Origin of the sequence: Saccharothrix deserti, from assembly GCF_009769385.1 — a bacterium.
In the GTDB taxonomy this organism is placed as follows: Bacteria; Actinomycetota; Actinomycetes; order Mycobacteriales; family Pseudonocardiaceae; genus Actinosynnema; species Actinosynnema deserti.
In genome coordinates this window covers 146,012-167,823 of sequence record NZ_ML775964.1, presented here as the reverse complement: position 1 = coordinate 167,823, position 21,812 = coordinate 146,012, and the positions used below count along the sequence as shown (strand labels likewise).

At 69.7% G+C, this 21,812-nt stretch carries 25 protein-coding genes; 8 read left to right on the top strand and 17 right to left on the bottom strand.

What is annotated here, in order from left to right:
• Positions 1–432 precede the first annotated feature (432 nt).
• Positions 433–765, bottom strand: coding sequence for a nucleotide pyrophosphohydrolase (locus FM051_RS10695; RefSeq protein ID WP_158842777.1), 333 nt, complete (start codon positions 763–765; stop codon positions 433–435).
• Positions 762–1,673, bottom strand: a complete 912-nt coding sequence (locus FM051_RS10690; RefSeq protein ID WP_158842776.1) for an AraC family transcriptional regulator — start codon at positions 1,671–1,673, stop codon at positions 762–764. Before FM051_RS10690 ends, FM051_RS10695 begins: the two co-directional genes overlap by 4 nt.
• Before the next feature lie 71 nt (positions 1,674–1,744).
• Here FM051_RS10690 and FM051_RS10685 point away from each other — a divergent pair, with 71 nt between their 5' ends.
• Positions 1,745–2,545, top strand: a complete 801-nt coding sequence (locus FM051_RS10685) for an NAD(P)H-binding protein (RefSeq protein WP_202918770.1) — start codon at positions 1,745–1,747, stop codon at positions 2,543–2,545.
• A gap of 40 nt (positions 2,546–2,585) precedes the next feature.
• Here FM051_RS10685 and FM051_RS10680 read toward each other — a convergent pair whose 3' ends face one another.
• Positions 2,586–3,605, bottom strand: a complete 1,020-nt coding sequence (locus FM051_RS10680; RefSeq protein ID WP_158842775.1) for a helix-turn-helix domain-containing protein — start codon at positions 3,603–3,605, stop codon at positions 2,586–2,588.
• A gap of 23 nt (positions 3,606–3,628) precedes the next feature.
• Complete coding sequence (locus FM051_RS10675; RefSeq protein WP_158842774.1) at positions 3,629–4,273, bottom strand: hypothetical protein; 645 nt, start codon at positions 4,271–4,273, stop codon at positions 3,629–3,631.
• A 400-nt stretch (positions 4,274–4,673) separates the two neighbouring features.
• Between FM051_RS10675 and FM051_RS10670 the strand changes: the two genes are divergently transcribed.
• Positions 4,674–5,489, top strand: a complete 816-nt coding sequence (locus FM051_RS10670; RefSeq protein ID WP_158842773.1) for an alpha/beta fold hydrolase — start codon at positions 4,674–4,676, stop codon at positions 5,487–5,489.
• A 5-nt stretch (positions 5,490–5,494) separates the two neighbouring features.
• Complete coding sequence (locus FM051_RS10665) at positions 5,495–6,694, top strand: PP2C family protein-serine/threonine phosphatase (RefSeq protein WP_238412286.1); 1,200 nt, start codon at positions 5,495–5,497, stop codon at positions 6,692–6,694.
• Positions 6,695–6,728: 34 nt separating this feature from the next.
• Here the strand turns inward: FM051_RS10665 and FM051_RS10660 are convergent, their stop codons facing one another.
• The 4 genes from FM051_RS10660 to FM051_RS10645 form a co-directional block, all read right to left on the bottom strand.
• Positions 6,729–8,717 (bottom strand): GmrSD restriction endonuclease domain-containing protein, encoded by a 1,989-nt coding sequence (locus tag FM051_RS10660; RefSeq protein ID WP_158842771.1) that lies wholly within the window; start codon positions 8,715–8,717, stop codon positions 6,729–6,731.
• 90 nt (positions 8,718–8,807) lie between these two features.
• Positions 8,808–9,188, bottom strand: coding sequence for a peptidase inhibitor family I36 protein (locus FM051_RS10655; RefSeq protein WP_158842770.1), 381 nt, complete (start codon positions 9,186–9,188; stop codon positions 8,808–8,810).
• A gap of 66 nt (positions 9,189–9,254) precedes the next feature.
• Entirely contained in the window at positions 9,255–10,100 is an 846-nt protein-coding gene (locus tag FM051_RS10650; RefSeq protein WP_158842769.1) for a DUF72 domain-containing protein, read from the bottom strand.
• Positions 10,101–10,162: 62 nt separating this feature from the next.
• The gene (locus FM051_RS10645; protein WP_158842768.1) at positions 10,163–10,909 is read right to left on the bottom strand and encodes a DUF72 domain-containing protein; all 747 of its coding nucleotides are present in this window, start codon (positions 10,907–10,909) and stop codon (positions 10,163–10,165) included.
• A gap of 54 nt (positions 10,910–10,963) precedes the next feature.
• Here FM051_RS10645 and FM051_RS10640 point away from each other — a divergent pair, with 54 nt between their 5' ends.
• From FM051_RS10640 to FM051_RS10625, 4 genes are all read left to right on the top strand, one after another.
• Complete coding sequence (locus tag FM051_RS10640; protein WP_158842767.1) at positions 10,964–11,257, top strand: type II toxin-antitoxin system Phd/YefM family antitoxin; 294 nt, start codon at positions 10,964–10,966, stop codon at positions 11,255–11,257.
• On the top strand, positions 11,254–11,664 hold the full coding sequence (locus FM051_RS10635; RefSeq protein ID WP_158842766.1) for a type II toxin-antitoxin system VapC family toxin: 411 nt from the start codon (positions 11,254–11,256) through the stop codon (positions 11,662–11,664). Before FM051_RS10640 ends, FM051_RS10635 begins: the two co-directional genes overlap by 4 nt.
• A 129-nt stretch (positions 11,665–11,793) precedes the next feature.
• Positions 11,794–12,282, top strand: coding sequence for a hypothetical protein (locus FM051_RS10630; RefSeq protein ID WP_158842765.1), 489 nt, complete (start codon positions 11,794–11,796; stop codon positions 12,280–12,282).
• 3 nt (positions 12,283–12,285) lie between these two features.
• Positions 12,286–12,516 (top strand): hypothetical protein, encoded by a 231-nt coding sequence (locus FM051_RS10625; protein WP_158842764.1) that lies wholly within the window; start codon positions 12,286–12,288, stop codon positions 12,514–12,516.
• On the opposite strand, the gene FM051_RS10620 is transcribed toward FM051_RS10625, so the two are convergent.
• The 7 genes from FM051_RS10620 to FM051_RS10590 form a co-directional block, all read right to left on the bottom strand.
• Entirely contained in the window at positions 12,513–12,965 is a 453-nt protein-coding gene (locus FM051_RS10620) for a hypothetical protein (protein ID WP_158842763.1), read from the bottom strand. The two genes, FM051_RS10625 and FM051_RS10620, sit on opposite strands and share 4 nt — an antisense overlap.
• Positions 12,966–13,102: 137 nt before the next feature.
• Positions 13,103–13,387, bottom strand: a complete 285-nt coding sequence (locus tag FM051_RS10615) for a hypothetical protein (protein ID WP_158842762.1) — start codon at positions 13,385–13,387, stop codon at positions 13,103–13,105.
• A 12-nt stretch (positions 13,388–13,399) separates the two neighbouring features.
• Complete coding sequence (locus FM051_RS10610; protein WP_158842761.1) at positions 13,400–13,687, bottom strand: hypothetical protein; 288 nt, start codon at positions 13,685–13,687, stop codon at positions 13,400–13,402.
• 278 nt (positions 13,688–13,965) lie between these two features.
• A complete protein-coding gene (locus FM051_RS10605) occupies positions 13,966–16,077 on the bottom strand; it encodes a 3-hydroxyacyl-CoA dehydrogenase NAD-binding domain-containing protein (RefSeq protein ID WP_158842760.1) in 2,112 nt (703 codons plus the stop codon).
• The gene (locus FM051_RS10600; protein ID WP_158842759.1) at positions 16,074–17,294 is read right to left on the bottom strand and encodes a thiolase family protein; all 1,221 of its coding nucleotides are present in this window, start codon (positions 17,292–17,294) and stop codon (positions 16,074–16,076) included. The genes FM051_RS10605 and FM051_RS10600 overlap by 4 nt, the downstream gene beginning before the upstream one ends.
• 82 nt (positions 17,295–17,376) lie before the next feature.
• Positions 17,377–17,826: an ABA4-like family protein gene (locus FM051_RS10595; protein WP_158842758.1), complete on the bottom strand. Its 450-nt coding sequence runs from the start codon at positions 17,824–17,826 to the stop codon at positions 17,377–17,379.
• Entirely contained in the window at positions 17,823–18,719 is an 897-nt protein-coding gene (locus tag FM051_RS10590) for a hypothetical protein (RefSeq protein ID WP_158842757.1), read from the bottom strand. The genes FM051_RS10595 and FM051_RS10590 overlap by 4 nt, the downstream gene beginning before the upstream one ends.
• Positions 18,720–18,799: 80 nt before the next feature.
• Here FM051_RS10590 and FM051_RS53090 point away from each other — a divergent pair, with 80 nt between their 5' ends.
• Complete coding sequence (locus tag FM051_RS53090; RefSeq protein WP_274383534.1) at positions 18,800–19,480, top strand: MerR family transcriptional regulator; 681 nt, start codon at positions 18,800–18,802, stop codon at positions 19,478–19,480.
• Positions 19,481–19,548: 68 nt separating this feature from the next.
• On the opposite strand, the gene FM051_RS10580 is transcribed toward FM051_RS53090, so the two are convergent.
• Both FM051_RS10580 and FM051_RS10575 read right to left on the bottom strand, forming a co-directional pair.
• Positions 19,549–20,790, bottom strand: coding sequence for a ribonuclease D (locus FM051_RS10580; protein ID WP_158842756.1), 1,242 nt, complete (start codon positions 20,788–20,790; stop codon positions 19,549–19,551).
• 67 nt (positions 20,791–20,857) lie between these two features.
• On the bottom strand, positions 20,858–21,574 hold the full coding sequence (locus tag FM051_RS10575; protein WP_015099292.1) for a response regulator: 717 nt from the start codon (positions 21,572–21,574) through the stop codon (positions 20,858–20,860).
• Positions 21,575–21,812: the final 238 nt, after the last annotated feature.

Sequence of the window (21,812 nt, the reverse complement as noted above, 5' to 3'; positions counted from 1 at the left end):
AGTTAAGCCTTCCAGCGCCGATGGTACTGCACTCGTGAGGGTGTGGGAGAGTAGGACGCCGCCGAACATTCTTTCCCTCAGGGGCACCCGATACGGTCGGGTGCCCCTGAGGGCTTTTTGCGTTCGGGGCATGTTTCCAACTGACCGCGAACCGTCACTTTCCGGTTGTCTCCACCGCTGTCCGGGCGATGCGCCTGGCGCGAGCGGGTGATGTGCGGCTTGGCCCCCTTGATCGTCCTTACCGTAACGGCATGACCAGCGGTGAGTGGCCAGGGGAGGCGTCAGTGCCGTGGCGAGCGCGCAGACGAAGAGGCAGGCACTCCCGTGCCCGCCCGCCGTCGTCATCCCCGCAGATGTGGGCTCCGGCCCTTCTCGGCTCGATCCTCCTCGTAACGTTGATCCTTCTCCTGCTGACCTACGTCTGACACCGGCTCATTCGACGGGCTTGAGGTCACCGGTCGGGAAACGCCGTTCGTTCCGCTCGATCTTGGCGAACGCGGCCTCGATGAGATCCACGTCCAGCTTGTCGGCCAGCCGCACCAGGTAGTGCATGACGTCGGCCAGCTCGTCGCGCACCTTCCAGGCCAATTCCGGGTCGTCCATCGCGTGCGCGGCCTGTTCGGGCGTGAGCCACTGGAACAGGTCGGTCAGCTCGCCGACCTCCCCGGACAACGCCATCACGAGGTTCTTCGGGGTGTGGTACTGGTCCCAGTCGCGGGCGGCGGCGAACCGGCGCAGCGCGTCCCGCAGGTCTTCCAGGTTCATGCCCGCAGAGCTACCACACGGTGGTCGCTGGGCCGCACGCCGCGTACCCGTTTGAACGCCGTGCTGAACGCGAACCCGTCCGCGTAGCCGACGGCACGCGCGACCGAGTCGATGGTGGTGTCCGGTCGGGTGAGGAGGTTCGCGGCGACGTCCATGCGCCACCCCGTCAGGTAGGTGAGCGGTGGCACGCCGACCAGTGTGGTGAACCGCCGCGCCAACGCCGCCCGCGACACCCCGGCGCGCGCTGCGAGTTCCGCGACCGTCCAAGCGCGCTGTGGTTCGTCGTGCATCGCGCGCAGGGCCGGTCCGACGATCTCGTCGCCCAACGCTCGGTACCAGCCCGGCGTGTTCGCCTCGGGCCGGTCGAACCACTCGCGCAGCGCGTACACCAGGAGGAGGTCCAGCAGTCGGTCGAGGACGATGTCCTGGCCGGGGCGGTCCTTGGCGATCTCCGCGGACAGCACGTCGACAGTCGGGCACTCCCCGTCCGCACACGACACGACCAATGCCGTCGGCAGGGCGTTGAGCAGCCGGTGGGACACGCCGCCCTCGACCTCGTAGGCGCCGGTGATCACCAGCACGTCCCCGTCGGCCGGGAACCCGTAGGTGCGGGTGCCGACGCGCCACTGTTCGCAGTCCGGTTCGTCGAACTCGATCTGCGTCGGCGTCGACGGGTCGTCGGCCAGCACGAACCGCAGCGGTCCGCGGATCAGGCCGATGTCACCCGGACGCATCAACGCGTGGGTGCCGTCCTCGGCGAGTAGCCAGACGTCGCCGCGCACGGCGGCCACGAGGGTGAGCGGCGCCGTCTCCGCGAACGCCAGCGACCACGGCGGTGAGGCGAACGAGCGGCACACGTCGGCGCGCTGCGCGTGCACGCCGCGCAGCAAGTCGGTGAGGGCGTCCATGTAGACGATTGAACATGGATCCGGGACGGTGAGCCATGTTCCGTCCAGCACGATCTTGATTGGCTGGTGGCATGACAATCCTGGTTATCGGCGGCACCGGCAAGACCGGCCGCCGCGTCACCGCCGCCCTCGACGCCATCGGTGTCGCCAACCGTCCCGTGTCCCGCCGTTCGGCGATCCGCTTCGACTGGGCGGACGAGTCCACCTGGGGACCCGCCTTGGACGGCGTCACCGCGGTTTACCTCGTGCCGCTCGGGACGACCCTGGACGACGCCGAGGTGGCGGCGTTCGTGCCGCGGGCGGTGGCGGCGGGTGTGCGGCGGATCGTCGCCCTGTCAGCGCGCGGGATCTCGCCCGAGGACGGCCGCGAGCGCGCGGTGCGGGAGTCCGGAGTGGACTGGACGATCCTGCGGCCGACGTGGTTCTCGCAGAACTTCAGCGAGGACTACTTCCTGGGGGAGGTGCTGGCGGGCGAGCTCGTGCTGCCGCCCGGCGGCGACGGCGCGCACCCGTTCATCGACGCGCAGGACATCGCCGACGTGGCGGTGGCGGCGTTGACGCAGGACGGGCACGCGGGCGTCACCTACGAGCTGTCCGGGCCGGAGGCGTTGACGTTCGGCGAGGTGTTGGCGCGGATCGGTGACGTGTCGGGTCGTTCGATCCGCGTGGTCGACGTGCCCCCGGCCGACTACACCGAGCTCTTGGTGCAGGGCGGTTTCGACCAGGAGTACGCGGAGGTGTTGACGATGTCGTTGACCGCGATGCGTGACGGTCACGACGCCGCGTTGTCCGACGGTGTGCCGTCCGTGCTCGGGCACGACGGGCGGCTGTTCGGCGACTACGTCAAGGAGGCGGCGGGCGCCTGGGCCTGAGCGAGGACGAGCAGGTGCTCTTCGGTGGGCTGGTCCACGGCTACCTCCGGACGAGGGTGAGGTGCGGTTTGGTGGGGTGGCCGCCGTCGCCTTGGCCGGGCAGGGCGGTGAGGACCAGGCCGAAGACGAGGCCGTTGAGTTCTTCCACGTCGAGCAGGAGTTCGCGGGCGACGCCGTGCGGGGTGGTGCCTTGGGCGCGCAGGGTGCGGAAGACCTTGGTGAGCAGTTGGGATGTCTCGCGGCGGGTCATGCCGGTGGTGCGGCGGGCCAGTTGGGCGCACACGGTCGCGTATTGGGGCTGGGTGAGCAGGCCGAGGTCGCGGAGGCGGTGCGCGAGGGTGACCGGGGAGACGTGCCAGGTGGCGCTGTGTGCGAGGACCTGTTCGGTGAGCGCGCCCCGGGGGACGGCGGCCAGCACACCGGCGCGGGGGAGGAGGAACGCGGTCGCGAACGTTTGCGCGTCGTCGTTGCGGGTGAGGTGGCCGAGTTCGCGGGCGGCGTCGAAGCGGGCCTGGTCGGGGGTGGCCGTCGGGTCGAGGAAGACGTAGGGGGTGCCGGCGTGGCGGACGGAGAACGGGCCCGCGGCGGCGCAGTCCTGGGGCAGGGAGAACACCCGGACGCCGTGCGCTTCCAGGAGGTGGACCATGTTGGGCGCCGGGCGGTGCGGGATGCCCCACCGGGCGCGGACCATCTCGGCCGCGGTCTCCGGGTCGTGGTGTTCCCACGTCGGCACGTCCGGTTCGGGGAACGTGAACGCGCGGGTCAGCCAGGCGTCGAAGGCGATGGCGAGGCGGGCGGCGCTGATCGCGGCGTCCCGTTGCCGCTTGGGCGCCGGTCTGGTGAACACCGCCTCGATGTCCGGCACGTCGTCGGCTTCCAGGAAGCCCGCCGGGAAGCCGAGGGCCTCGGTGAGCCTGGCGGTGGTGGCCGGTCGGGGTTGGCGGCGGCCGTGCTCGTAGTCGCCGATGCTCGCCGGACTCGTGCCCGCCTTGCGCGCCAGCTCGACCGCGGTGAGGCCGCGACGGGTCCGGGCCAGGACGAGGCGGGAGGGCGTGAGCATGATCGCGCCATTCTCGCACCCGCCTACCGGCGCAGCGTGACGGTGACGTCGATGTCGTCGATGTCGTCGGGGCCGTCCGTGCCGCGTGGTGTGGGCAGGGGGCCGAACACCAAGGGCGGCAACGTGATCCGGTGCGCCCACCGGTCCACGACCTGGCCCTGCGGCGTGGGCTCCGGCTGCGCCACCTCGCGCAGGACGACCAGCCGTTCACCTTCCTGGTGGGGGTAGGTGACCAGGAACCACAGCTTCCACTCGTGCGTGTGGAGCGAGTCGAAGAGCGTGAACTGGTCCCGGTCGTTGCCGCGCATCATGGCCGCGATGGCGGGGCCCTTGGCGTAGTCGCTGCGCAGGGGAGCGCCGAGCGTGCCGGTGTGGCGGTTGCCCTGGAGGGTGCCGAGGACGACGGGTTTGGTGGGGTGCTGGACGAGCCCGGCGTTCCACTTGTCGACCCGCGTCCAGCCCTCGGCGACGAGCACTTCGCGGAGTCTGCCGACCCGGTGGATCCAGTCCAGCAACCCGGCCCCGTTGGTCGGCCCCAACGGCGGCGCGGACGCCCGCGCGTCGACCCCGGCCCAGATCGCCTCGTCCAGGTGGTCGACCCGCAGCCCCAGCTCGGCCAGCTGAGCGTGGTGGTCTTCGGTCAGCTCGGTGGCGTTCGACATCCTCATGCCGGGCACGGTAACCGCGCCCACCGACAATTCCCGGTCGCGTCGGGCTCGGCCGGGGGTCAGCGTGCCACCTGCGGCAGGTCGTCCTCTCCGGTCGGGGTTTCTTCGGTTTCCCGGTGGAGGGCCGCTGGCCGGCCGGCGGACGACCGGCTGCCGGAACAGCGATCGACCCACATCGACCCACGAGGAACAGGACGCCTGCCAGCGCGGGCGGCACGGTCAGCAGGGCTGGGTAGGCCCGGATACCGGCCGTGTGCCCCACCTCGTCGTGACCGGGAGTCCGTCCGGCGCTCGCCTCGGTGCCACCGTTGGCCGGCTGGGCTTTGGTCGGACGCCGCCACCCTCCGTCGTTCGAAGCCCGAACGGGCGGGTACCACGGTCCGTGGGACAGGATGTGGTGATGGATGTGCTGAGCCGGAACAACGTGGTTGTCACCGGCAACGTCGACGGCCCCGTGGTGGTGCTCGCGCACGGTTTCGGGTGTGACCAGAACTTGTGGCGGCTGGTCGTGCCCGCGCTCGCCGAGAAGTGCCGGGTCGTGCTGTTCGACCACGTCGGGGCGGGGCGGTCGGATCTTTCGGCGTGGGACGCGCGGCGGTACTCGACGCTCGACGCGTACGCCTCCGATGTGCTCGACATCTGCCGTGAAATCTGCCGTGAGCTGGACGTGCGCGACGTGGTGTTCGTGGGGCACTCGGTGTCGGCGATGATCGGTGTGCTGGCGGTGGCCGCGGAGCCGGCGCGGTTCGGCAAGCTCGTGCTGCTCACACCGTCGCCGCGCTACATCGACGACGGTGACTACCGGGGCGGGTTCAGCGCCGCCGACATCGAGGAGCTGCTCGACTCGTTGGAGAGCAACTACCTCGGTTGGTCGGCGACGATGGCGCCGGTCATCGTGGGCAACCCGGACCGGCCGGAGCTGGGCGAGGAGCTGACCAACAGCTTCTGCCGCACGGACCCGGAGGTGGCGAGGGTCTTCGCCCGTGCGACGTTCCTGTCCGACAACCGGGCGGACCTGGAGCGGGTGAGCGTGCCGACGCTGGTGTTGGAGTGCGCGCAGGACGTGATCGCGCCACGCGAGGTCGGCGCGTTCGTGCACGCCCGGATACCCGGCAGCACGCTCGTCACGCTCGACGCCACGGGCCACTGCCCTCAGCTCAGCGCCCCGGAAGCCACCGCGGCGGCCATGTTGCGCTTCGTGACGGACACGCTGTGACGGGCGTGACCGGGGACGAGCCGGACCGCGACGCTGTCTCGGCACTGCTGGAGGACAGCGCGGAAGACCTCTACGAGAACGCGCCGTGCGGCTACCTGTCCACTTTGCCGGACGGGCACATCGCGAAGGTGAACGGGACCCTGTTGCGGTGGCTGGGTTACCAGCGCGAGGAGTTGGTGGGACGGCGGCGGTTCGCCGATCTGCTCAGCGTCGGCGGCAAGCTCTACCACGAGACCCACTTCGCCCCGCTGCTGCGGATGCAGGGCGAGGTGCGCGGCGTGGCGTTGGAGATGGTCGCAGCTGACGGCAGGCGGCTGCCGATGCTGGTGAACTCCACGGTCAAGACGAGTGGTGACGGCGAGCCGCTGCTGATCCGCACCACGGTGTTCGACGCGCGTGACCGCCGTGCGTACGAACGCGAACTGTTGCGCGCACGGCAGGAGGCCGAGCGGGAACGCGACGAGATCCGGCGGCTCGCGACCACGCTCCAGCGCACCCTGTTGCCGCCGGTGCTGCCGACCGTGCCGGGTGTGGAGATCGCCACGCACTACCACCACGCCTCGCCGTTCGAGGTCGGCGGCGACTTCTACGACGTGTTCCCGTTGGCGGACGGCAGGTGGGGCGTGTTCCTCGGCGATGTGTGCGGCAAGGGCGCCGGTGCGGCGGCGATGACGTCGCTGACCCGTTACACCCTGCGCTCGGCCGCCGTGTACGACCCGGACCCGGCCGCGGTCCTGACCAACCTCAACACCGTGCTGAACCAGGAGCAGGACGGCGGGCAGCCGGGTTTCTGCACGGTGACGTTCGGTGTGCTCGCCGTCGACCCGGACGGCTGCACGCTCACCCTCGCCTCCGGTGGCCACCCTCCGGGTCTGCTGCTGCGTGCGGACGGCACGGTCGAGTACGTGGAGACGCCCGGCGGCCAGCTGATCGGAATCCTGCCCGACGCCCGCGTGGTCACCGCCACCGTCCGCCTGTCCGCCGGTGACACGTTCGTGTTGTACTCGGACGGCCTCATCGAGGCCCGTGTCGGCGACACCCGTTACAGCGAGCAGGAGCTGCTGGAGTTCGCGGCCACCCTCGCCTCCACGGCGGCGGCGGACGTCGTCGGGGCTCTCGTGGACCTGCTGGCCGGCTTCGGCGAGGGCGTCGAAGACGACACCGCCGTGCTCGCGCTGGGCGTTCCCGCCCCCCGGCGCTGCTGAGACCCGTTTCGTGCGGTGCAACGGCTCCGGCCCGTCAGTCGACGCTGGTAACCGGAAAGGGAAGGCGTTCACCGTCCCACGCGGCAGATCCCGGCTCGACGAAGTCCGCCATGGTCCGCGCGTCCTCCCTTTCCCGGTCGAGTACCTTGCGCCACTCCGAGGCGGTGCCGGTGACGAGGAACGGTCCGATCGGAATCTCGATCGTGTCGTCATCGACTCGGACAGGCACACTCTCACCCGCAACCACGAGGTCGCCGTCGACGCCTGCTGTTGCCGCGGTGATCGCGTCGTCGAGTTCGGTGGCCGACATCGTCGCGGACCACGTCGTGTCCGCGTTGCGAGCGGTCGCGAACAGCACGTCTTCGCCTGCGGGGTTGTCGTGCAGCACGAACTCGAGCACGGAGCCGGACATCGGATCGACGGACTCGTCCGCAGGCGCCAGCCAGGCCGGTCGGAACCTGTCGAAGAGTCCGGTCATCGCGTCCGCGAGCAGTCGACGCCGGACCGACAGGAACGATCTGTATTCGGCTGCATGCCGCAGTTGTTCGTTCAACGGTATGAGGTGCGCGGTCAACTCCTGATCACCGAGCGTGGGGAAGTAGTCCACCGGGGACCGGTGACTGATCTTCCTGTTGGCCTTGCCCGAGATGAACGCGAGGTTGGCGAGGTCGTTGATCTCCGCCTTGCTGTACTTCGCCGGATGGCTCTTGAGCGTCGCTTGCGGGTGGATGTGGTGGTACTCCAACGTCTGGCTGCCTTCCGCCGCGGCCGAGATGCCGATGCTGTCCCACCAGTCCTTGGCGCCTGCCTCCTTGGCGACGAGGAAACTCAGGAAGAAGTACGGGCTTCCCACAGACCGTCCGGCGAGGTCTTGAGGCGTGATCGTGAGACCCGTGGCGCTGACACCCAGATTGCTCAGCAGCCGGCGAACCGGATCGGCCATGCGGGCCGCCGGGATGTCCTGGCCCAGCCGGGTGTCGGTGGAACCGCTGTACCGGTTGCGGACGGTGGCCGCCAGGAACCAGTAGAGGATGCCGTCGGCACTCGCGCCGTCCAACTGCTCGTCTTCCCGCTCGCCCAGCAGGACGATCAACGGCAACAGGACGATCATCGAGGGCAGCAATCGGCTGTGCGAGGCACCCAGGTTGTTCTGGAGGAGCGGCACGAGGTGCCGCAACCCGCGCTGCACGGTGTTCCAGCCACGTTCCAGCTGGTCGTCGGTGGCGGCGACGAGCCGTGCGTGCGACCACGCGGACAGGCCGCGTCCGAGTACCGCGCCGGTGAGAGCCCTGGTGAGGAAGGTGACGTCGACGTCGCCGAACCCTCGCTGAGTCCAGTACGCGGCTTCCCCCTCCAACCTCTCCAGCACACCCGGCCATCGAGCGGACAGGGTCGCCAATGCCAGATCGGACGTCTTGAGCGGACGTCCGCCGCTGTTGACGCGCACGAAGATCTGGGTGACCTCGTCGTAAGGGAAGTCCCGCAGCACCTCCATGTGGAACTTGTGGCTCGGGATGGCAGCCAGCCGCTGGAGTCGCTTGCTGATGTCGTTCGGCGTCAGGTCGGGATTGCGCTCGTGCAGGCCGCTGACGAGGTGCCACTGGTCGACACCCGGTTTGAGGACGTCGTAGACCTTGATCCAGCGCGGGTCCTTCGCGGTCGCCGCGCTCTGATTCTGGAACTTCTCGCTTTCGACGTTGAAGACGATGGCGGCTTGCGGGTGGTCGGTGAGCACTCGGTGCAGCGACGTGACCCGCTGCTGGCCGTCCAAGAGGTAGAGCGGGACGACGGCAGGCTGGACCACGGGCCTGTCGATGGCCGCTGCCCTGGTCTGAGGTGTTTCGTCGGTCTGCCAGAAGAGCAGAGACCCGGACAGGTAGCCCCGGTAGAGCGACTCGATGAGCTTGGCCACCTGGGTTGGTTTCCACACGTAGCCACGTTGGATCTCCGGCAGCTTGATCTCACCGCGTTCGATCTGGCCTACTAGTGCGCTGATTTCGCGCTCCGTCTTGTCAACGGGCATGTGGACGTGCTCCCGGTGGGGTTGGAACGCACCTCGTGCGCGATCACTCCGTCATCGTCCGGCGGCGTAGCGTCGTTAGCACCGGCCGGGCTAGGGCTCCCAGACCTGTATCGCCCGCACCACGAAAGGGGCGTCGGGCACGTACGTGCCCTTGCCGGGGTAGGTGGTGAACTCGGCCTCGGTCGAGCACGTCGCGCCTTGGAATACCGAGGCGTCCCTGGTCAGGCGGTTCACGAACGAGCGCGCCACGAATTTGTCCGGCAGGGGGATGCACTCGCTCGGGTTGGCGGTTTCCAGGTCGAGGCGGTGGACCTTGCCGGTGTAGTTGGTACCGGCCCAGGCGCAGAACTCGCCGCGGTCGCAGGTCGGGTCCGGTTGCTGGGCCACCGCCATGCCGCTGGACGCCATGCCGCTGGACGCCAGGGCGCCGGCGGTGAGGGTCAGGGCGGTCAAGAGGCCGCGGGGCGTCATTCGGGTCACCTCCACCGCACCAGAGTGCTGTGATCGGCGGCGGTGTGGGGGTGGAAAGCCTGGCGTTCACCTCATTGTGTGGGGGCGTGTCGGGGGAACGGGTAGGCGGGTGGCGAGGCGGACCGCGTCGTGAGGTGCCACCGCGTCGGTGTCGTTGTCGAAGTACACGTAGACGTCGTGGTCCACGGCCCACGCCTTGATCTTGGCGGCCCACTCGTCCAGTTCGCTGTCGGAGTAGCTGCCGACGTACAGGGCCTGGTTGCCGTGCAGCCGCACGTAGGCGAAGTCCGCCGTGACGTCTTCGAGGTACGGGAATTTGCCGGCGGTGTGGGAGACGACGAGCGCGATGTCGTGCGCCCGCAACAAGTCGTGGAACTCCGGCACCAGGAACGTCGAGTGGCGGACCTCCAGCGCGTGCCGCAGTGGCCGGTCGGTGTCGGTCGTGGTCCAGGCCCGTTCGTCGGGCAGTCGCTCGTCGTGACGCTCGGCGAGCTTGGCCGCGGCCGAGGTGGTGCGGGGGAGGAGGTCGAAGAACGCGGCCAGGCGTCCGGGGTCGTAGCGGAGCTTGGGCGGCAACTGCCACAGGAACGGGCCGAGCTTGGCCTCCAGCGCGAGCACACCCGAGGCGAAGAAGTTGGCCAGCGGGGTCTCCACGTCGCGCAACTGCTTGAGGTGCGTGATGAACCGGCCGCCTTTGACCGCGAAGGCGAAGTCCTCCGGCGTCTGCCGCGCCCACGCCCGGTAGCTGGACGGGCGTTGCAGCGAGTAGAACGAACCGTTCAGCTCCACCGAGGTCATGAGGCCCGAGATGTGCTCCAACTCCCGCCGCTGCACCAGGCCTTTCGGGTAGAACGCGCCACGCCACGCCGGGTAGACCCAGCCCGACGTCCCGATGCGAACCTCACCCGTCATGTCCCAGTGGTACCCATCTGATCCACGCGTACCCCCGTGCCGCGGTGGCAGGCTGCCCAGGCTCAGCTGAGCCGGTCGATCAAGGCGAGGGCGTCGTGCGGTGCCGCGCCGCGCATCGTGTTGTCCAGGTACGCGTAGACGTCCCGGGTGGCCGACCATTCGCGGAATCTGGCGGCCCAGCGGTCGAGGGCGGTGTCGGAGTACGTGCTGATGTACAGCTCTTTGTCGCCGTGGAGGCGGGCGTAGACGAAGTCGGTGGTCAGCTCGCACAGTTCCGGGAAACGGCCTGCCGACTCGGCGACGACGAGCGCGACTCCGTGCCGTGCCAACAACTCCGCCAGTTCGGGCTTGTCCCAGCTCGGGTGCCGGACCTCCACCGCGTGCCGAACCGGTGGGCCGGGCAACAGTTCCAGGAACGCGGCCAGGCGCTCGGGACGCCACGGCAGCGTCGGGGGGAGCTGCCACAGGATCGGCCCGAGTTTCGTTCCCAGGTCGAGCACCCCGGACGAGAAGAATTCCGACACGTCCTTCTCGACGTCGCGCAATCGCTTGATGTGCGTGATCTCCCGATGGCCTTTGACGGCGAACACGAAGTCGTCGGGTGTGCGTTCGGACCACGACTGGAAGTCCGTCGGCTTGCGCAGCCCGTAGAACGAGCCGTTGATCTCCACCGTGCCGAGCCTGCGGGACAGGAACTGCAATTCCAGGCGCTGCTGCAACCCACGCGGGTAGAAGTCACCGCGCCACTCGGGATGGCGCCAGCCGGACGTGCCGATTTTGATCTCACCCACAGTGACCGTGTTGCCCATGAGTAACCGCTGAAACGTGTAGCACAGCTGTAGCACTCCGAGTATGATTGTGTCATGGCTGTCGCAACCACCGGTCACACGATCGGCCAACGGGAACTCCGCAACGACAACGCCGAGATCATGCGGCGGGTCGAGGCGGGGGAGCGCTTCGTGGTGACCCGCAACGGCAAGCCGATCGCCGACCTGGTGCCGCACGCCGAGTCCAGGCCCCGGCACACGCTCGCCGAGACGCAGGCCGAGTTCCGCAAGCTGCCCCGGGTGGACGCGGCGCGTTGGCACGCCGACCGCGTGGCCGACGACGAGTTCTTCGGCGCCGACGACCCGACCGAAGACCCGTGGCGCCGGTGACCAGGCGGATTCTGCTGGACACCGGCGTGGTGATCCGGCTGGAGGACATCGACTTCGGCGACCTCGCCCGCGCCGAGCCCGCGATCAGCGCCGTCACCGCGGCGGAGTTGGCCTACGGGCTGGACGTGGACGACCCGGTCGAGCGGTTCGCCCGCACCGAGCGGTACTACGCCGCGCTGGACCGGTTCGAGGTGCTGCCGTTCGACCTCGCCGCCGCCAAGATCTACGGCACGCTCGCCGCACTGGTCCGCCGCACCGGCCGCAGCGCCCGCCCGCGCCGGATGGACCTGCAGATCGCGGCCACCGCCGCCGCGCACGGCATGCCGGTGTTGACCACCAACGTCAAGGACTTCACCGGACTGGACCGGGTGGTCGAGGTCATCGCCGTCCACCCGGTCGAACACTGACCACCGAGTCGACCACCTCGCGCGGTACTCGTGCGCTATAACGGTGTGCATATCGGAGCCACGGTGGGACGGGCTGCTCAGCGGTGATCCGGGCAGGCCGAACGCGGCATCGACGACTGGGTCGAGGGGATGCGGCAGCGCGCGGACAAGCTGCGGGCGTTGCGCGCCGAGGTGGAGCGGATCCAGGTCACCGAGACCAGCGCGAACGGCGCCGTGGTGGTGACCGCCGACTCCGACGACATCGACGACGTCGCCGGGCACGTGGCCGACGTGCCGAGAGCGGACGGCGGCACGGGGTTCAGCCGCGCGGAGATCGAGCAGATCAAGAACCACGTGTTCGAGGACCTGCACCCGTTGGAGGGCCAGAACGGCGGCACGGTGATGGCACGGTTCGACCCGAACCCCGACATGGCCGAGGCCTGGCTGCGGCTGCGGTCCGGTCGGGCACGGCCGGAGGACGTGGCGCTGTTGGAGCACGAACTGGCCGAGGCCCGATACTGGCAGCAGAACCCGAACGCCTCGTACAAGGACGCCCACGCCGCGGCGAACGAGGTATCGCGGTGGGAGAACCAGATCCCGCCCGTGTCCAACGAGGACTACAGCAAGCCCTGGAGGTAGGCCGTGGCCATGCTCGTGTACCCGCACAAGGCGGAGGAGACCGCGGCCGGCGTGCGCTACCGGTTCCACACCGACTGCGGCGCGGAGCGGTTCCTGGTGCTCGACAAGACGTCCGAGACCATCCAGCCGGACGACGGCAACCGCGACGGCGTGTTCCGCGCGGCGGCGGGAAAGCTGGCCAAGGCGTGGCTGAGCACCCACGAGGCCCCCGACCGCCTGGTGCACCAGAGCTAGAACCCCGCGCCGTCCAGCGCGCCGGTCACCACCCGGTCCACGCGGGCCTGCTGCGGATCACGGGCCAGCGCCTCCGTGCACGGGCAGCGCGCCAGATCGCTGCCGCACAGGTACACCCCGAGCACCCGCAGGCTGCGCGCCGTCTGCCGCAACCGCGCCGCGCCCCTGAGCCGCACCTGCCCGTAGACGGCCTTCGCCAGCTGGTACGGCGCACCGGGCCCGAGATCGACGCACGCCTGGCTGTCCAACTCCTCCGCCACGTGCGCGATGGGCCGGCACCCGCACGCCCGCGCCGACCGCACCAACCGCTGGTCCAGCTTCGCCACGAGCCGCTTGGCCACCTCGTCCCGCCAGGCGCGGTCGGTGCGGAGGAAGGCGACCAGCTCCTCCACGCGCAGGGGATCGGGCTGTGGACGGCGGGCGCGCGCTCTTCGTCGTTGAGGGGTCATGCCACCAACATCGGGCGTTTCAAACCGTTGTGAGGCCCCCTCACCCACCTGCCAGAGGAATGCACTCGCGCGCAGTAACGAGCCGTACGCGCAGAGACACCAGTGCGCCGGCCGCATGAAGCCGGCAACGTGAGCGGTCAGCGGGGCGCTGTGGGTGCTCGGAACAGGGTGCGTCCGAAGGAGAAAGCGATCCCCGCCAACGTCGCGGGCACTGCCGGCAGGACCAGGTAAGCCCACACACCGCCGGTGAACCCGACCTGCCCGCTACCGCTTGTCACCGTCATGACCAGGAGGAACCAGGCCATGACGGTGACGATCACCGAGCCTGCCCAGCCACCCGCCAGCGCGCGCCTGGCCGTCCTCGCGCCGTTGCCGTCGAGGTGCTCACCGTGAACGCAGGACCGTGCCGAAAGCAGGCTCACGCAGGACATCGGTCATGGCAGCAACCCCACTCGGCGCAGCAGTGTGTTCGGATCACTCACCAGGGCGGTGAGTTCGGTGATGGCGGGGCTCTGCGGGCCCTGCGCCAGATCGGTGGGAACGCTGTGGGCCCGTAGGTTCCGCAGCACTTCCAGGAACTCCTGCTGCATCTCGGTCACGCGGGCCGAATGCGTCCAGGCCGGATCGACCTCCAAGTCGAGGACGCGGCCGCGGTGAATCGTGCCGCGCACGTGTCCGCCCCGGCTCTCCATGGTTGTCGGCCGGTCCACGACCTCGGTCATGCGCTGCTGTCAGGACGTCTTGTGCCTCGGGTTCCTTTGGTTCGGATCGAGTGCGCCGGCTCTTCCTCGTCACCCTCTTCGAAGCCGAATCTGAATACGCAGTCCAAGTCTCCCCCTGCTATCCGTGATCAACCAATTCCGCACCGTAGTCGATGGCATGGGCGGTGCGCAGGCGGTTGGCGTTACCGGTCCGGTAGCGGGCGACGTCGGTGAAGTCCGACAGTCACCACTGTGCCCCGGCTGCCGAAGGCAAACCGGGGCACAGTGGGCGAGGAGGCTCAGGCCGGGACCGAGGCCACTCCCGGGGCCAGGAACCGCTTGCCCGTCACCTTCTCCGAGATGCCCGACCGGTCCAGGTACGGGGTGATGCCGCCCAGCCAGAACGGCCAGCCGGCGCCGAGGAGCATGCACAGGTCGATGTCCTGCGCCTCCGCGACCACGCCCTCGTCGAGCATGATCCGGATCTCCTCGGCCAGCGCCTCCAGCGCCCGCGCGAAGACCTCGTCACCGGTCAACGGCTTGTCGCCGAACGACCACAGCGCCTGCACCTCGGGGTCGACGGTCTGCTTGCCGGTCGAGTCCCACTGGTAGACGGCGGTCTTGCCGGCCTGCACGAACGCCTTCATGTTCTCCGACACGCCGAACCGGTCCGGGAACGCGCCGTGCATCGTCTCGGCCACGTGCAGCGCGACAGCGGGGCCGACGAGTTGCAGCAGCACGAGCGGCGACATCGGCAGGCCCAGCGGCTCGGTCGCCTTGTCCGCGACCTCGAACGGCGTGCCCTCGTCGATGGACTTCACGACCTCGCCCATGAACCGGGTCAGCAGCCGGTTCACCACGAACGCCGGCGCGTCCTTCACCAGCACGGACGACTTCTTCAGCTGCTTGCCCACCGCGAACGCGGTCGCCAGCGTCGCGTCGTCGGTCTGCCCGGCGCGCACGATCTCCAGCAGCGGCATGATCGCCACCGGGTTGAAGAAGTGGAAACCCACGACCCGCTCGGGGTGCTTGAGCCCAGAAGCCATCTCGGTGATCGACAGCGACGACGTGTTGGTCGCCAGCACCGCCTCGGCCGAGACGAACTCCTCGACCTCGGCGAACACCTTCTGCTTCACGCCCAGGTCCTCGAACACGGCCTCGATGACGAAGTCCGCGTCCGAGAACGCCGCCTTGTCCAACGACCCCGTGACGAGCGCCTTGAGCCGGTTCGCCTTGTCCTGCGACACGCGCTTCTTGCCGAGCAGCTTGTCGATCTCGGCGTGCACGTACCCGACGCCCTTGTCCACCCGCGCCTGGTCGATGTCGGTGAGCACCACCGGCACCTCCAGCCGCCGCGCGAACAGCAGCGCCATCTGCGAGGCCATCAGGCCCGCGCCGACGATGCCGACCTTGGTGACCTTGCGCGCCAACGACTTGTCCGGCGCGCCCGCCGGCCGCTTGGCCCGCTTCTGCACCAGGTTGAACGAGTACAGCCCGGCCCGCAGCTCGTCGCTCATCACGACGTCCGCCAGCGCCTCGGTCTCGGCCGCGTAGCCGCGGTCCAAGTCGTTGGCACGAGCCAACTCCAGCAGCTCGAGGGCCTTCAACGCGCCCGGCGCCGCGCCCTTGGTCTTGCCCTCGACGATCGCACGGGCCCGCGCCACGGCCGCGTCCCAGCCCGCGCCGCGGTCGATCTCCTTGCGCGGCGGCACGACGTCGCCGCCCACCACGGAGGCCAGCCACAGCAGCGACTGCTCCAGGTAGTCGGCCGAGTCGAACAGCACGTCCGCGATGCCCAGCTCCAACGCCTGCTTGGGGTTGAGCATCTTGTTCTGGTTCAACGCGTTCTCGAAGATCACGGTGACCGCGTCGTTCGGGCCGATCAGGTTCGGCAGCAGCTGCGTGCCGCCCCAGCCGGGGAACAGGCCGAGGAACACCTCGGGCAGCGCGATGGCCGCCGCGTTGGACGCCAGCGTCCGGTAGTGGCACGACAGCGCCAGCTCCAGGCCTCCGCCCATCACCGCGCCGTTGACGAACGCGAAGGTCGGCACGGACGACTCGGTGAACTTGCGGAACACGTCGTGGCCGAGCTGCCCGATCGTCACGGCCTGCGAGCGTTCCGAAGCGCCCTCGACGGCCGTCAGGTCCGCGCCGACGGCGAAGATGAACGGCTTGCCGGTGACCGCGATCGCCGCCGGGGACGCCGCCGCGGCCTCGTCGAACGCCGCGTTCAGGCTCACCAGCGACTGCGGGCCGAACGTGGACGGCCGGGTGTGGTCCAGGCCGTTGTCGATGGTGATCAGGGCGACCTTGCCGGTCACACCGGGCACCGAGATCAGCCGGGTCTTCGCGACCGTCACGACCTCGTCGGGGAAGAGGGCCTTGGCCTCGTCAGCGGTCAACGTGGTCACTTGCCGTCTCCGTTCCAGTGGGGGTTCTCCCAGATGACCGTGCCACCCATGCCGATGCCGATGCACATGGTGGTGATGCCGTAGCGCACGTCGGGGCGCTCGGCGAACTGCCGCGACAGCTGGGTCATCAGGCGCACGCCGGAGGAGGCGAGCGGGTGGCCGGTGGCGATCGCGCCACCCCACTGGTTGACCCGCGGGTCGTCGTCGGCGATGCCGAAGTGGTCGAGGAAGGCGAGCACCTGCACGGCGAACGCCTCGTTGATCTCGAACAGGCCGATGTCCTCGATGGACAGACCGGCGCGCTTGAGGGCCTTCTCCGTCGCGGGCACCGGGCCGACGCCCATGACCTCGGGCTCGACACCCATGAACGAGTAGCCGACCAGGCGCATGCCGACCGGCAGGCCCAGCTCGCGGGCGGTCTCCTCCTCGGCCAGGATGCAGCCGGTCGCGCCGTCGTTCAGGCCCGCCGCGTTGCCCGCGGTGACCCGGCCGTGCGGGCGGAACGGCGTCTTCAGCTTGGCCAGGTCCTCGACCGTGGTGCCCGGACGCGGCGGCTCGTCGGCCGTGGCCAGGCCCCAGCCGTTCTCCGCGGAACGGGTCGCGACCGGCACGAACTCCGGGCCGATCTTGCCGTTCTTCACCGCGTCGGCGTACTTGGCCTGCGAGGCCGCCGCGAAGGCGTCCGTGCGCTCCTTGGTGATGGCCGGGAACCGGTCGTGCAGGTTCTCCGCCGTCGAGCCCATGACGAGCGCGGACGGGTCCACGATCTTGTCGGACAGGAACCGCGGGTTGGGGTCGACGCCCTCGCCCATCGGGTGGCGGCCCATGTGCTCGACACCGCCCGCGATGACGACGTCGTACGCGCCGAACGCGATACCGCTGGCCGACGTCGTCACGGCCGTCATCGCGCCCGCGCACATGCGGTCGACGGCGTAGCCGGGCACCGACTTGGGCAGGCCCGCGAGCAGCGCCGCGGTGCGGCCGATGGTCAGGCCCTGGTCGCCGGTCTGCGTGGTGGCCGCGATGGCCACCTCGTCGACCCGCTCCGGTGGCAGCTCGGGGTGGCGCCGCAGCAGCTCGCGGATCACCTTGACGACCAGGTCGTCGGCACGGGTTTCCGCGAAGATTCCCTTGGGGCCGGCCTTGCCGAACGGCGTGCGCACGCCGTCCACGAAGACCACGTTTCGAACGCGTGCCGGCGCTACTGGTGCGGCCACGGCGTCTCCTCCACTTGTGGTGACGAGTCCCCCGAGCGGCGGGCGCGACTCCTACCGATCGGTAACCCAACTCTAGCCCCTGTTACTGGCGGGTAACCACCGTGGTCGCCCTGTCTCGTGCGTCACAGAACGCGCGGATGGCCAGGAACAGCCCGAACCCGAACGGGGACAGGATGATCGTGAACACCAGCAGCGGGCCCATGAGCAGCGGGTGCAGGCCCAGGCGGCGGCCTTCCCGGAACATCCACGCCCCGATCAGCAGGTCCCACGCGATCACCTGCGCCCAGATCGCGGAGGCGCCCCAGGAGGTGCCCAGGAACTCCCTCAGCGTGTCCAGGTCCGGGCTGCTCATCGTGGCCCACAGTTCGGGGAGGTGGGCGGCGACCAGGACCGTGTAGACGACGAGCGGGGGCACGGCGATCAGCGGGGACGACGTGATCCGGGCCGTGCCCGACCACTTCGGGGCGAAGATCATCAGCCCCCAGAACGGCACGGTGAGCCAGAACGTGAGCTGGAACAGGAACCCGGTCATGCCGGCACCGCCTCCGTCGTGTCGTCCGTCGTGCGCAGAGTCCTCGCGATCACCGTGACGGTCCAGGTCACCACGGCCGGCGCGCCCAGTGCGGTGAGCAGGTCCGGGCGCAGCAGCGGCTGTCCGCGTAGCGCCTGCCACGTCACCAGGGCCGTCAGGCCCGCGTAGCCGATCGCCAGGCCCCAGACGAGCTTCGTGGTCGCACGTCGGCGGAACAGCAGTACGACCAGTGGGATGACCTGGAGGGCGTGGATGCCGACGAAGTGCGGGATGCGCAGGTCGCCGCCTGTGGTGCTCCACCCGGTCAACGCCATCTGCGGGCCGCCGTCCCGCACGCCGACGCTGTGCGCGCCGACGATCCCGGCGGCGACGTCCTCGTCGTTCCGCTGCCCGGTCATGAGGATGCCGAGGGCGAGGCCGATGAGTGCGAGGAACAGGCCCAGTCGGATCGCGAGACCCGTGGTGCGGTCGCTGAACCTGGTGAACAGCAACGCCACCGCGATCACGGCGTGCATGATCCAGAGGGTCAGGATGCTGTAGGTCATGATGTCCCACAGGAGCTCGTCGAACGGCGTGGCGGTGTTGAAGTGGCTCCGCGTGCCCCGGACGACCTGTCCGACGATGACCGCCATCTCGCTGGTCCCCATGAGCGCGACCACCGTGCCCGCCCACCGGGTGGCGCGGCGGAATCGGGTGGTCAGGGTGAGCATCCAGGCGAGCGTGATGGCGTAGAGGCCGAGGGACGCGGCGAACTTGAGCGGTTTGAACCAGATCGGCGACCCGACCAGGATGCGGTCGTCCACGACCAGGCCGACCAGGGAGACCGGTACCAGGGCGGCCATCAGCAGGGCGAAGAGCACCAGCGGTGGGTGCCAACGGAGAATGCGGGTCACAGGTAACTCCCCAGGATGGATAGCGGTGCTTCCTACTATCGGACAGTAGCACTATCCATTCTGGGAAGACCCTCAGGAAGATGGAGCACATGCGCATCGCGGAACTCAGCCGCACGACCGGCGTGCCGGTACCGACGATCAAGTACTACCTGCGGGAGGGGTTGCTCCCGGCCGGTGAGCGGACCAGCCCGAACCAGGCCCGGTACGGCGAGGACCACGAGCGCAGGCTGCGCCTGGTGCGGGCGATGGTCGAGGTCGGCGGGCTGCCGATCGCCGTGGTGCGCGAGGTGCTGGCCGCGCTGGACGACCCGGAGAAGTCGCTGCACAAGTCGCTGGGCACGATCGAGGCGGCCATCGGGCCCGCCGAGCCGTCGACCGACGACGAGGTGGCGGTCCGGCAGGCCGAGGAGTTCATCGCGCGGCAGGGCTGGGACCACAAGCCGCAGGCGCCCGGGTTCCAGGCTCTGGTGAGCGTGCTGGCCACCGCCCGCCAGATCGGGCACCCCGGGTTCGTGGAGCTGCTGGACGACTACGCGCGGGTGGGCCGGACGCTGGCCGAGATGGACCTGGCGTACGTGCTGGGCATGCCGTCCAGGGACGAGGTCCTGGAGGGCGTCGTGGTCGGCTCGTTCCTGGGTGACGCCGCCGTGGCGGCCATCCGCCGACTGGCGCGCCGTGACCTCTCGGCCCGTCGTTCCGCCGAGGTGGACTCCGGCTCGGGTGCGGACGACGCCGCACCCGAGCCACGTCCGGAGTGCTGAACGTTCAACTCGGGTGTTCCGAACGCAGGACAAGCACGTTCCGAACGCAGGACACGCGCTTGGCCGCGCTAGGGGTCGGGGGTCAGGGCCTGGGAGAGGACCTCGGCGGTCAGGTTGACCTGCCAGTTCCGCGCCCCACCCTCACGCAGCGCCGCCGCGACGCCTTCCGGTGAGATGTCCGCCGGCGGCTGCCAGCACGTGCGCCGCACGAGGTCCGGCAACAGCAGGTTCTCGACCGGCAGGGTGTTCGCCTCGGCTACCGCGGTCAACGCGGTTCGGGCCGCGGCCAGGCGGGCTGCCGCAGCCGGGTCCTTGTCGGCCCACCGGTTGGCGGGCGGCGGACCGTCGTGCTGCTGCGACGGCTCCGGCAACTCGGTCCGGGGCAGTGCCGCGGCACGCTGCAACGCGCCCAGCCACACGCCGACCATGCGGCGTTGCGCCCGACCCCGGAACACCGGCAGCGCCGACAGCGCCGCCTCATCGGCCGGACCGCGCACCGCGGCCTCGACCAGCGCCGAGTCCGGCAGCACCCGACCGGGCGCGATGTCGCGTTCGCGGGCCAGCGCGTCCCGCGCCTCCCACAGCGCCCGCACCGCGGCCAGTTGCCGCGGACTGCGGATCCGGTGGATTCCCGACGTGCGGCGCCACGGCTCCGCACGCGGACGCGGCAGGGGAGCCGTGCGGGCGGCCTCGAACTCCTCGAGCGCCCACTCCAGCTTCCCCTGCCGCTTGAGCTCCTGTTCGAGCACGTCACGCAGCTCGACCAGCAGTTCGACGTCGAGTGCGGCGTAGTTCAGCCAGTCGGCGGGAAGGGGGCGGCGCGACCAGTCGGCCGCGCCGTGCCCCTTCTCCAGCCGGTAGCCCAACAGCCGCTCGACGAGCGTGCCCAGCGCCACCCGCTCGAACCCGGCCAGCCTGCCCGCCAGCTCGGTGTCGAACAACGCGCTCGGACGCAGGCCGAGTTCGGCGAGGCACGGCAGGTCTTGCGACGCCGCGTGCAACACCCACTCGGTCCCGTCCAGCGCCTCGACCAGCGGGTCGATTCGACCGCCGAGGGCGATCGGGTCGACCAGCACGGTCCCGGCGCCTTCCCGGCGCAATTGCACCAGGTAGGCACGTTGCGAGTAGCGGTATCCCGAGGCTCGCTCGGTGTCCACCGCAACCGGACCCGTCGCTCCGGCGAGCGCATCAGCGGCACGCCGGAGCGACGGTGCGTCGGCAACGACAGGCGGAACACCGTCAGCGGGTTCCACCAGCGGCACCGGATCAGCACCGGTTGGTTCGGTTGGCTCGTCGGAGGGTACGTCCACGGCGGAAGACCCTACGACGAACGCACCACTCGCGGGTGTGTTCGGCCGGTTCAGTGTGCCGACCTGGTCAGCGGATCACGCCGGCACGCATGGCCAGCGCGACCATCTGAGCCCGATCCCCGGTGCCCAGCTTGCGCCCGATCCGCGACAGGTGGCTCTTCACCGTCAGCGCGGAAAGGCTGAGCGCTTCGCCGATTTCCTTGTTGCTCTGGCCATCGGCGACCAGCTGGAGGACCTCGACCTCACGCGCGGACAGTTCCCGCGGCGTGTTGTCGGTGCCCGGCACCCTCGTGCCCGCGGCGAGCACGGGCGCGACGCTCGGGTCTGCGTAGACGCCGCCGTCGAGGACCCTGCGCACCCCGTCGGTGACCACCATCGGCGAGGCGGACTTCAGCAGGTACGCCTGGGCGCCCGCCTGGAAGGCCGACCTGACCGCGTAGGGGTCGTCGGAGGACGCGAGGACCACGATGCGGGGCCAGCCCTGGGCACGGAGTTCCGTGACCAGGTCGATGCCGGTGCCATCCGGCAGACCCAGATCGAGGATCGCGAGGTCGCACGGTCCGGTGGCGAGTGCCCGCGCCCGAGCCTCCGCAACCGAAGCCGCCTCATGCACTGTCCCGGCTCCCATCTGGGTGAGCCGAGCCGATATCGCCTCCCTCAGCAGTGGGTGGTCGTCGACCACCAGCACTGAAAAAAGCTCCTCCCGCGGGTGCGGGACCATGTTCGCCGGCAACGAGCCGGCTGGCGTGGTACGAACGGCCTGACCTAAGCCGACGGCAGCCACGTCACTACCTCCCTGGAGTCGGTCGTGCCCCCCGACCGGCACCGGGACTTTCGGCCAATCAGCCGCGCCACTGATCGACCGAAAGTGGTGTCGTCTGGGGCAGCGTAGCCGCCCAAGCGGGTCTACGGGACGATCAATCGGGTATCTATCCCGAATGAGTTGTCACTGATGGCCCCCGTTGTCACACGATCGGATGACAACTGAAGAGGTCGCGTAACGCGAGCGGTTCTCACGACGA

Excerpts from the sequence above, each read along its gene's own strand:
- FM051_RS10670 (WP_158842773.1), top strand. The coding sequence starts at position 4,674 with ATGGATGTGCTGAGCCGGAACAACGTGGTTGTCACCGGCAACGTCGAC.
- FM051_RS53090 (WP_274383534.1), top strand. The coding sequence starts at position 18,800 with ATGGAGCACATGCGCATCGCGGAACTCAGCCGCACGACCGGCGTGCCG.
- FM051_RS10690 (WP_158842776.1), bottom strand. The coding sequence starts at position 1,673 with ATGGACGCCCTCACCGACTTGCTGCGCGGCGTGCACGCGCAGCGCGCC.
- FM051_RS10595 (WP_158842758.1), bottom strand. The coding sequence starts at position 17,826 with ATGACCGGGTTCCTGTTCCAGCTCACGTTCTGGCTCACCGTGCCGTTC.
- FM051_RS10630 (WP_158842765.1), top strand. The coding sequence starts at position 11,794 with ATGCGGCAGCGCGCGGACAAGCTGCGGGCGTTGCGCGCCGAGGTGGAG.
- FM051_RS10675 (WP_158842774.1), bottom strand. The coding sequence starts at position 4,273 with ATGAGGATGTCGAACGCCACCGAGCTGACCGAAGACCACCACGCTCAG.
- FM051_RS10650 (WP_158842769.1), bottom strand. The coding sequence starts at position 10,100 with ATGACGGGTGAGGTTCGCATCGGGACGTCGGGCTGGGTCTACCCGGCG.
- FM051_RS10660 (WP_158842771.1), bottom strand. The coding sequence starts at position 8,717 with ATGCCCGTTGACAAGACGGAGCGCGAAATCAGCGCACTAGTAGGCCAG.
- FM051_RS10680 (WP_158842775.1), bottom strand. The coding sequence starts at position 3,605 with ATGCTCACGCCCTCCCGCCTCGTCCTGGCCCGGACCCGTCGCGGCCTC.
- FM051_RS10685 (WP_202918770.1), top strand. The coding sequence starts at position 1,745 with ATGACAATCCTGGTTATCGGCGGCACCGGCAAGACCGGCCGCCGCGTC.
- FM051_RS10655 (WP_158842770.1), bottom strand. The coding sequence starts at position 9,188 with ATGACGCCCCGCGGCCTCTTGACCGCCCTGACCCTCACCGCCGGCGCC.
- FM051_RS10610 (WP_158842761.1), bottom strand. The coding sequence starts at position 13,687 with ATGACCGAGGTCGTGGACCGGCCGACAACCATGGAGAGCCGGGGCGGA.
- FM051_RS10620 (WP_158842763.1), bottom strand. The coding sequence starts at position 12,965 with ATGACCCCTCAACGACGAAGAGCGCGCGCCCGCCGTCCACAGCCCGAT.
- FM051_RS10645 (WP_158842768.1), bottom strand. The coding sequence starts at position 10,909 with ATGGGCAACACGGTCACTGTGGGTGAGATCAAAATCGGCACGTCCGGC.
- FM051_RS10695 (WP_158842777.1), bottom strand. The coding sequence starts at position 765 with ATGAACCTGGAAGACCTGCGGGACGCGCTGCGCCGGTTCGCCGCCGCC.
- FM051_RS10640 (WP_158842767.1), top strand. The coding sequence starts at position 10,964 with ATGGCTGTCGCAACCACCGGTCACACGATCGGCCAACGGGAACTCCGC.